At 73.8% G+C, this 7725-nt stretch carries 8 protein-coding genes; 4 read left to right on the top strand and 4 right to left on the bottom strand.

Annotated features, from left to right (window positions below):
* Positions 1-209 precede the first annotated feature (209 nt).
* On the top strand, positions 210-902 hold the full coding sequence (locus ACLQ28_RS10255; protein ID WP_425685980.1) for a response regulator transcription factor: 693 nt from the start codon (positions 210-212) through the stop codon (positions 900-902).
* The gene (locus ACLQ28_RS10250) at positions 895-1908 is read left to right on the top strand and encodes a sensor histidine kinase (protein WP_425685979.1); all 1014 of its coding nucleotides are present in this window, start codon (positions 895-897) and stop codon (positions 1906-1908) included. The genes ACLQ28_RS10255 and ACLQ28_RS10250 overlap by 8 nt, the downstream gene beginning before the upstream one ends.
* A gap of 4 nt (positions 1909-1912) precedes the next feature.
* Here the strand turns inward: ACLQ28_RS10250 and ACLQ28_RS10245 are convergent, their stop codons facing one another.
* From ACLQ28_RS10245 to ACLQ28_RS10235, 3 genes are read right to left on the bottom strand one after another with little or no spacing between them, the layout of a single operon-like run.
* Positions 1913-2617, bottom strand: a complete 705-nt coding sequence (locus tag ACLQ28_RS10245; protein WP_425685978.1) for a class I SAM-dependent methyltransferase — start codon at positions 2615-2617, stop codon at positions 1913-1915.
* Positions 2614-3294, bottom strand: coding sequence for a TIGR04282 family arsenosugar biosynthesis glycosyltransferase (locus ACLQ28_RS10240; RefSeq protein WP_425685977.1), 681 nt, complete (start codon positions 3292-3294; stop codon positions 2614-2616). Before ACLQ28_RS10240 ends, ACLQ28_RS10245 begins: the two co-directional genes overlap by 4 nt.
* Complete coding sequence (locus ACLQ28_RS10235) at positions 3291-3965, bottom strand: glycosyltransferase family 2 protein (protein ID WP_110566248.1); 675 nt, start codon at positions 3963-3965, stop codon at positions 3291-3293. Before ACLQ28_RS10235 ends, ACLQ28_RS10240 begins: the two co-directional genes overlap by 4 nt.
* Positions 3966-4110: 145 nt before the next feature.
* On the opposite strand from ACLQ28_RS10235, the gene ACLQ28_RS10230 reads away from it, so the two are divergent.
* Together ACLQ28_RS10230 and ACLQ28_RS10225 are read left to right on the top strand one after the other, a co-directional pair.
* Positions 4111-5520 (top strand): hypothetical protein, encoded by a 1410-nt coding sequence (locus tag ACLQ28_RS10230; protein ID WP_425685976.1) that lies wholly within the window; start codon positions 4111-4113, stop codon positions 5518-5520.
* A 121-nt stretch (positions 5521-5641) separates the two neighbouring features.
* A complete protein-coding gene (locus tag ACLQ28_RS10225; protein ID WP_425685975.1) occupies positions 5642-6439 on the top strand; it encodes a class I SAM-dependent methyltransferase in 798 nt (265 codons plus the stop codon).
* Between the two features lie 73 nt (positions 6440-6512).
* Here ACLQ28_RS10225 and ACLQ28_RS10220 read toward each other — a convergent pair whose 3' ends face one another.
* Positions 6513-7577, bottom strand: a complete 1065-nt coding sequence (locus ACLQ28_RS10220; protein ID WP_425685974.1) for an NAD-dependent epimerase/dehydratase family protein — start codon at positions 7575-7577, stop codon at positions 6513-6515.
* Positions 7578-7725 lie beyond the last annotated feature (148 nt).

The raw sequence follows: 7725 nt of genomic DNA, 5'->3' as shown, positions 1-7725 counted from the left end.
CGCGCCGTGAGCGGACCGCGCCGCGCCGTGAGCGGACCGCGCCGCGCCGTGAGCGGACCGCGCCGCGCCGTGAGCGGACCGCGCCGCGCCGTGAGCGGACGGCGGGCGAGCGGACGGCGGGCGGCGGGCGGCGGGACGTAAGAGGATCGCAAGATCTGCGAGGTCGCCGACCACAACGGTGCTGGCTAGGCTGGCCGGGGAGGTGGCCGGTGGCGCAGCGGGTGCTCGTGGTCGACGACGACCGGACCGTCAGCGACGTGGTCTGCCGCTACCTGGAACACGCCGGCTACGACGTGAGCCACGTCGGGGACGGGTTGGCCGCTCTGGACGCCGTGCGGGATCGGGCGCCGCACCTGGTGGTGCTGGATCTGATGCTGCCCGGGCTGGACGGGTTGCAGGTGTGCCGGCGGCTGCGGGAGCGGCCGAACGGCGTACCCATCATCATGTTGACCGCTCGCGGCGACGAGGCGGATCGGGTGCTCGGTCTACAGCTGGGCGCCGACGACTATCTGGGTAAGCCGTTCTCCCCGCGTGAGCTGGTGTTGCGTGTCGGCTCGGTGTTGCGCCGGGTCGGCGAGCCAGCAAAGCCAGCGGCCGAGCTGCTGGTCGATGCGGGGCTGGAGGTGGCCACCGGGCCGCGGATCGCCCGGCTGCACGGCGCTGAGCTGGCCCTGACGCTGCGCGAGTTCGACCTGCTGGCGCACCTGATGCGGCATCCGAGGCGGGCATTTCGCCGCGCCGAGTTGCTGGAACGGGTGTGGGATTGGAACTTCGGCGACCAGTCGACCGTGACCGTCCATGTGCGGCGGCTGCGGGAGAAGATCGAGGACGACCCGGCCGAGCCCCGTCGGATCGTCACGGTCTGGGGCGTCGGCTACCGGTACGAGCCGGCCGATGCGTGACCTTGTCCTGATCTTCGGGGTGGCGCTCGCGGCGGCGCTCGGCGTGGGCCTGCTCGGGGCGTTGGCGCTGCGGCTGCTGCGCGACCGGTCGATCACCGTGCACGTCTGCGTCCTGCTCACGGTCACCGTGGCCGCCGTGGTGGCTGGTGTGGTGGTGGTCGCCCAGGCGATGTTCCTGTCCCCGCACGATCTCCAGGTCGTGCTGCTCACCGTGGCCGCGGCGGCGACGGTGAGCCTCGGCGTGGGCTGGTATTTCGGGCGTCGGCTGGCAACCGCCGCGGTCTGGGCGGACCAGGCTCGGGAGCGGGAACGGCGGGTCGAGAAGGGTCGCCGCGACCTGGTCGCCTGGGTGTCGCACGACCTGCGCACGCCGTTGGCTGGCCTGCGGGCGATGGCCGAGGCGCTGGAGGACCGGGTGGTCGACGATCCGGCGACGGTCGCTGAATACCACCGGCGGATCCGCGGGCAGACCGACCGGATGACCCGGCTCGTCGACGACCTGTTCGAGCTGTCCCGGATCAACGCCGGGGCACTGCGGCTGACGATGTCGGCGGTGCCGCTCGGCGAGGTGGTCTCCGACGCCCTGGCCGGCACCGCGCCGCTGGCCGAAGCCCGACGTATCCGGCTGGTGGCCGCCGAGTCGGGCTGGCCGACCGTGCTGGCCAGCGAGCCCGAGCTGGCCAGGGTGGTGGGCAACCTGCTGCTCAATGCCGTGCACTACACCCCGAGCGACGGCACCGTCCGGGTCGACGCCGGGCGTGAACGCGACGCCGCGTGGCTGGCGGTCGCCGACACCTGTGGCGGCATCCCGGAGGACGACCTGCCCCGCCTGTTCGACGTGGCGTTCCGAGGGGAGCCGGCTCGCACGCCCCGCTCGGGCGGGGAGGGCTCCGGCGGGCTGGGTCTGGCGATCGTGCGGGGCCTCGTCGAGGCGCACGGCGGCCGGGTGGACGTGCAGAACGTGGTCGGTGGCTGCCGCTTCGTCATCCAACTTCCGGCGGCCTGACCCCTCACCGGGCCGACCTCAGCTCACCGAACCAGCGCCGGCCACGGCGGAACACCTCCCGCACGGACAGGCCCGCGGCCTCGGCGACCGGGTGGACGGCGCGTACGTCGAGCCGGGCCCACCGGAACGCCGGCCCCAGCAGCAACCGACCGGCACGCTGCGCGGCGGCCACCTGGGCCTGGCCCTGCCAGAGCCCGGCGCCGGGCGGCTCCAGCTCGACCAGCACCGTGCCGCCGGGTACGAGCAACTCCCGGCACCGGCGCAGCAACGCGACCGGGTCCCCACCGATGCCGATGTTGCCGTCGATCAGCACAGCGTGCGCCCACCGGCCTTCGCCGGGCAGCGCGGCGAACAGGTCCCGGTGCAGCGCCACCGCACCCCGGGCACGCGTCAGCCGCACCGCCACCGCCGAGGCGTCCACACCGACCGCCGTCAACCCTGCCTGCGCCAACGCGACGGTGAACCGGCCCGGCCCGCAGCCGAGGTCGAGCGTCGGCCCGACACAGCGGTCGACCAGCCCGGCGACCGCCGGTTCGGCGCGGCCGTGCCAGCGGTCCACCGGCAGCGGGCTGCGGACACCGTCGCCGTACATCAGCCAATGCCCGCCGGCTGTGCGCTGTGCGAGTACGGCAGCGAACCCGTCCGCTTCGCCGCTCCCGGACGGCCCGTCGGGGACGGCGACCCGCAGGGGCGTGTCGACCGGGTTCACCGGCGGCCCCTTGGCACCAGGGTGCGGTGGACCGCCGCGACCTGCCGGGCGAACCGACTCTCGGGCACCTCGACCGCCACCGCGAGCGCGTCGGGCCACTCGTCGACGTCGCGCAGCACCGGCAGCGGCGCGGCGCGCAGCCCTCGCCCGGTCAACGCCTCGCAGGTGTCCCGGCCGGTGTCGTGCGTCGACATCCGCACCGCACGCAGCACACTCGCGTGCCGGGGGTCGCGCAGGCCCAGCGACCACCAGCCTCCGTCGTGCGCCCGGCCGAGGACCGCGTCGGCGGTACGCAGCCGGCGGACCGCGGCGGCTAGCAGGGTCGGGGTCACCTGCGGGGTGTCCATCCCGATCTGCAGCACCCGCCGACCCGGGTACGCGGCGGCCACCTCGGCGTACGCGTTGGCGAGCCGGTCGCCGAGACCCGCGCCGTGCTGCTCGAACACCGGCCAGCCGAGCAGCGCGGCGGTCAACTCGACGAAGTCCTCGGCCTCGGTCAGCGGGCCCGCGCAGGCCAGCACGGGGGTCACCCCGGGAGTCGCACGGACCGCGTCGAGGGTGTCGCGCAGCGCCGCGGCGGCGATCCGGGCCGCCTGGACAGGGGTGGCCGGCGGGCAGAGCCGGGTCTTCACCGCCCCGGGGACCGGCGCCTTGGCGACCACCAGCAGGACGGTCACCGGGGGCCGTCCACGGTGCGCAGCACGCCGGCGAAGTCGCGGGTGGCGCGCAGGGTGCCCCGGACCGAGCCGGAAACCTTGGATCGGGTGCCGGCGGCCCGGGGCGCGTAGGTGACGTCCAGCTCGTGGATCCGCCAACCGGCGGCGGCCGCGCGGATCAGCAGTTCGAGCGGGTAGCCGAAGGCCCGGTCGGCAACGCCGAGGTCCAGCAGCGCGTCGCGGCGGGCCACCCGGATCGGGCTGAGGTCCCGCAGGGGTACGCCCCGACGGCGCAGCAACGCCGCCACCAGCGCCGTGCCGGCACGGGCGTGCCACGGCCACACCCCGGCCCCGACCGGCCGTCTCCGGCCCACGCTGAGATCAGCCGTACCACCCAGCACCGGAGCTACCAGGGCCGGCAGTTCGGCAGGGTCGAACGAGCCGTCGGCGTCGAGGACGCAGACCAGCTCACCGTCGGCAGCCTCCAGCCCGGCGTGCACCGCCGCGCCGTAGCCACGGCGGCGTTCGTGCACCACCCGGGCGCCGTGCCGGGCCGCCACCTCGGGCGAGCCGTCCCGGGACCCGTTGTCCACCACGATGGCCCGGTAGCCGGGCGGCAGGGCGGCGAGTACGCCGGGTAGGGCGGCCGCCTCGTCCAGGCAGGGCAGCACCACGTCGATCTGAGTCGGCATACCGCCGACGCTAGGACGGCGCTCGGGCCGTGGAGGCCGAAATGTGCTTACCGAACCCTTACCACCTGCGCATTTCTTACCGTCCGATGACGGGCCGGCGGTTCCGCTCCCCGGAGGCCAGCGGCCGCCGTACCGTCCGGTGGTCATGACCTCGACCACCGCTCCCCCTGCCACCCCCGGACGCACGCCGACCCGCCGCTTGCCCGGCGACCTGCTGGTGCTGGGCGTGGAGGTGGCGCTGCTCGCGGTGGCCGTGCTGGTGGGGGCACTGCTCAACGCCCGCAACGCCGGCCTGCACGCCGACGCCGCCCCGGTCTACGCGACCTGGCGACCGCACCTCGGCTGGGGCAGCCCCGCCGCGCTGCTGGTCGCGGTCGCGGTGGTGGGCTGGGAGGCGCGGTGGGCCCGGACCGCCCGGTGGGGCCTGCTGCTGATCTCCGCGTGGCTGGCGGCCGTGGCGTGGACGTTGTCGTTGGCCCTGGTGGACGGCTGGACGGAGGGACTGACCCGGCGGCTCACCGCGCAGGCCGAGTATCTGCACGAGGTGCCGGGGGTCACCGACATTCCGGCGATGCTGTCCGGGTTCACCGACCGGATCCTGGATTTCCAGCCGGCCGCCTGGTCCACCCACACCGCGGGGCATCCCCCGGGCGCGCTGCTGATCTTCGTCTGGCTGGACCGGGTCGGCCTGGGTGGGGGTGCCGCCGCAGGGTTGGCCTGCGTGCTGGTCGGGGCCACGGTCGCGGTGTCGGTGCCGGTGACCCTGCGGGCGCTCGGCGCGGCCGACGCCGCCCGCGCGGTCATCCCGTTCCTGGTGCTGCTGCCAGGCGCGGTCTGGGTGGGCGCCTCCGCGGACGGGATCTTCGCCGCCGTGGTCGCCGCCGGCCTGGCCCTGCTGGCGGTACGCGGCCGGGCCGTCGCCGCGCTCGGCGGCGTGCTGCTCGGCTTCGCGCTGCACCTGTCGTACGGATTCCTGCTGGTCGGGCTGTTGGCGCTGGCCGTGCTGGCGCTGCGCCGTACCCGTCGATGGGGCGCGCTGCTCGCCGCGTGCGCCGGGGTGGCCGCCGTGACGGGAGTCTTCGTCGCCGCTGGTTTCCACTGGTGGGTCGGCTACCACCTGGTGGTCGAGCGGTACTACCAGGGCTGGGCGGCCGACCGCCCGTACGGCTACTGGGTGTGGGCCAACCTGGCCGCGCTGCTGCTCAGCGCCGGGCCGGTGCTCGGGCCGGCACTGCGCCGGGCGCTGGTCGCCGCTTGGCGGCTCGGGATAACCCCGGCGGTGGGCCGGTGGCGGACCAGTCGCCGGCTGGTCGGGTTGGCGGCGGTACGCACGGCCGGCCCGACGGTGTTGCTGCCGCTGGCCGCCGCGCTGGCGGTGCTCGGCGCGGACCTGTCCGGTCTGAGCAAGGCCGAGGTGGAGCGGATCTGGCTGCCGTTCACGGTCTGGCTGCTGGTGGCCACCGCCTGGTTGCCGGTGGGGTCGCGGCGCTGGTGGCTGGCCGGGCAGGCGGCCACCGCGCTGGCGGTGAACCACCTGCTCTGGACGGTGTCCTAGACGAGCAGGTCACCTCCGTCAGGGCGGATGCGGTAGTGAGCGGTATACCTCAGAGTCATATTCATACCTCTGAGGTATACCGCTCAACAGCACATCAACACGGAAGGGACAACCAGCCACTATGAGTGACGCCAACCGGGAAGTGCTGCGCACGACGTTCGGCCAGGACGCCGACCTTTACGACCAGTGCCGTCCGACCTATCCACCCCAGCTGTTCACCGACCTCGCCACCCTCGCCGGTCTCGGTCGACACGCTCGGGTGCTGGAGATCGGATGCGGCACCGGCCAGGCGACCGTGCCCTTGGCACAACTGGGATGCCATGTCGTCGCGATGGACCTCAGCCCCGACATGGCCGCCATCGCCCGACGCAATCTCGCACAGTTCCCGAACGTCACCGTCGTCGCGTCGGCGTTCGAGGACTGGCAGCCCTCGAACGGCACCTTCGACGCGGTGCTCTCCGCAACCGCGTTCCACTGGCTTGACCCCGACGTGCGCATGATCAAGGCAGCTGACCTGCTGCGCCCCGGCGGATCCCTCGGCATCATCTCGACCCACCACATCGCCGGCGGGACGAACGCCTTCTTCGCCGACGCACAACGATGCTACGAACGCTTCGATCCGACAACACCGCCCGGCATGCGCCTGACCACCGATGACGAGACCGCCGAGGAGGCAGCGGAGTTCGAGCGATCAGCCCGATTCGGGCCAGTCGAGTTCCGGCGCTACGAGTGGCAACAGACCTACACGGCCCACGAGTACCTCAACCTGCTCATGACCTACTCCGGGCATCGCGCCATGGCACCGCAGGCACGCAGTGGCCTGTTTGCGTGCCTCACTGACCTGATCGAAAACGTCTACAACGGAGAAATCACCAAGCAGTACCGGACCCGGCTCGCCATCGCACACAAGACACCGTGACTCGGCTCGGCGCGCGATCCACGCCGACGCACGAAGCACGCCGACCCACGACCACGCCGCGACGTCCGGCCGGTCAGCGGGCGAGAGCGGCCGGCTCCCGCAACGGGTCGGTGGCGAAGCCGGCCACGCCCTCGGCGAAGCCGACCCGGGCGCTGTAACCGAGCAGTTCGGCGGCTCGGCGCGGGTCGGCCACCACGTGCCGCACATCGGCCGCCCGGGCCCCGCCGACCACCTGCGGGGCCGGCCCGCCCATCGCCTCGGCCAGGGTGACCGCCAACTCCCCGACGGTGTGCGGCTCACCCGAGCAGACGTTCACCGGCAGCAGCGTGGCCGGCGGCGCGGTGCTGGTCAGGGCCAGCAGATTGGCGCGCGCCACATCGCTGACGTGCACGAAGTCACGCCGTTGCCGGCCGTCCTCGAGCACCCGGGGGGCGGCGCCGGCGGCCAGCGCGGACCGGAAGATCGACGCCACCCCGGCGTACGGGGTGTCGCGGGGCATCCGTGGACCGTAGACGTTGTGGTAGCGCAGCGCCCAGACCGCGCCACCGGTCTGCCGGGCCCACGCCGCGGCCAGGTGTTCCTGGGCGAGCTTGCTCGCCGCGTACGTGCTGCGGGGCTCAAGGGGGGCGTCCTCGGGCACGAGCGCCGGGTCGAGGCCGAGGCCACAGTGCGGGCAGGTCGGGTCGTACCGGCCGGCGGCCACATCCTCGGGCCGTCGTGGCGCGGGACGCACCGTGCCGTGGCCGGGGCAGGTGTAGCGCCCCTCGCCGTAGACCACCATCGAGCTGGCCAGCACCAGCCGGCCGATCCCGGCCCGGTGCAGCGCCGCCAGCAGCACCGCCGTGCCGTAGTCGTTGTGCGTGACGTAGTCGGGCCCGTCCGACGGGTCCAGGCCGTGCCCGACCATCGCCGCCTGGTGGCAGACTGCGTCCACCCCGGTCAGCAAGCGGTCCAACAGGGGGCCGTCACGGACGTCGCCGCGTACCACGTCGTGCCGCCGCGACCAGGCGGGCAGTTCCCCGCCGTGCGCCTGGGGCAGCAGCGCGTCCAGCGCCACCACCTCGTGTCCCTGCTCGACGAGCAGGTCGACGACCTGCGATCCGATGAACCCGGCCGCGCCGGTGACCAGTACCCGCATTCCCGTCACGGTAGGGCGGTTCGGACGCCCGGCGGGCCGGTTCGGGTGACCCGTAAGGAGTTCACAACAGCTGGCGGCCGGTAAGCGTTCGGTAATGCGGCAAATCCGTCCGGGCCGTACCCGGGCGGTCTAGCCTGCCGGCAGTGCA

This window comes from Micromonospora sp. DT201 (assembly GCF_049841575.1).
Taxonomy (GTDB): domain Bacteria; phylum Actinomycetota; class Actinomycetes; order Mycobacteriales; family Micromonosporaceae; genus Micromonospora.
The sequence above is the reverse complement of the archived record's forward strand: the minus strand, read 5'-3'. Positions and strand labels throughout refer to the sequence as shown.

Excerpts from the sequence above, each read along its gene's own strand:
- ACLQ28_RS10235 (WP_110566248.1), bottom strand. The coding sequence starts at position 3,965 with ATGCCGACTCAGATCGACGTGGTGCTGCCCTGCCTGGACGAGGCGGCC.
- ACLQ28_RS10230 (WP_425685976.1), top strand. The coding sequence starts at position 4,111 with ATGACCTCGACCACCGCTCCCCCTGCCACCCCCGGACGCACGCCGACC.
- ACLQ28_RS10250 (WP_425685979.1), top strand. The coding sequence starts at position 895 with ATGCGTGACCTTGTCCTGATCTTCGGGGTGGCGCTCGCGGCGGCGCTC.
- ACLQ28_RS10225 (WP_425685975.1), top strand. The coding sequence starts at position 5,642 with ATGAGTGACGCCAACCGGGAAGTGCTGCGCACGACGTTCGGCCAGGAC.
- ACLQ28_RS10220 (WP_425685974.1), bottom strand. The coding sequence starts at position 7,577 with ATGCGGGTACTGGTCACCGGCGCGGCCGGGTTCATCGGATCGCAGGTC.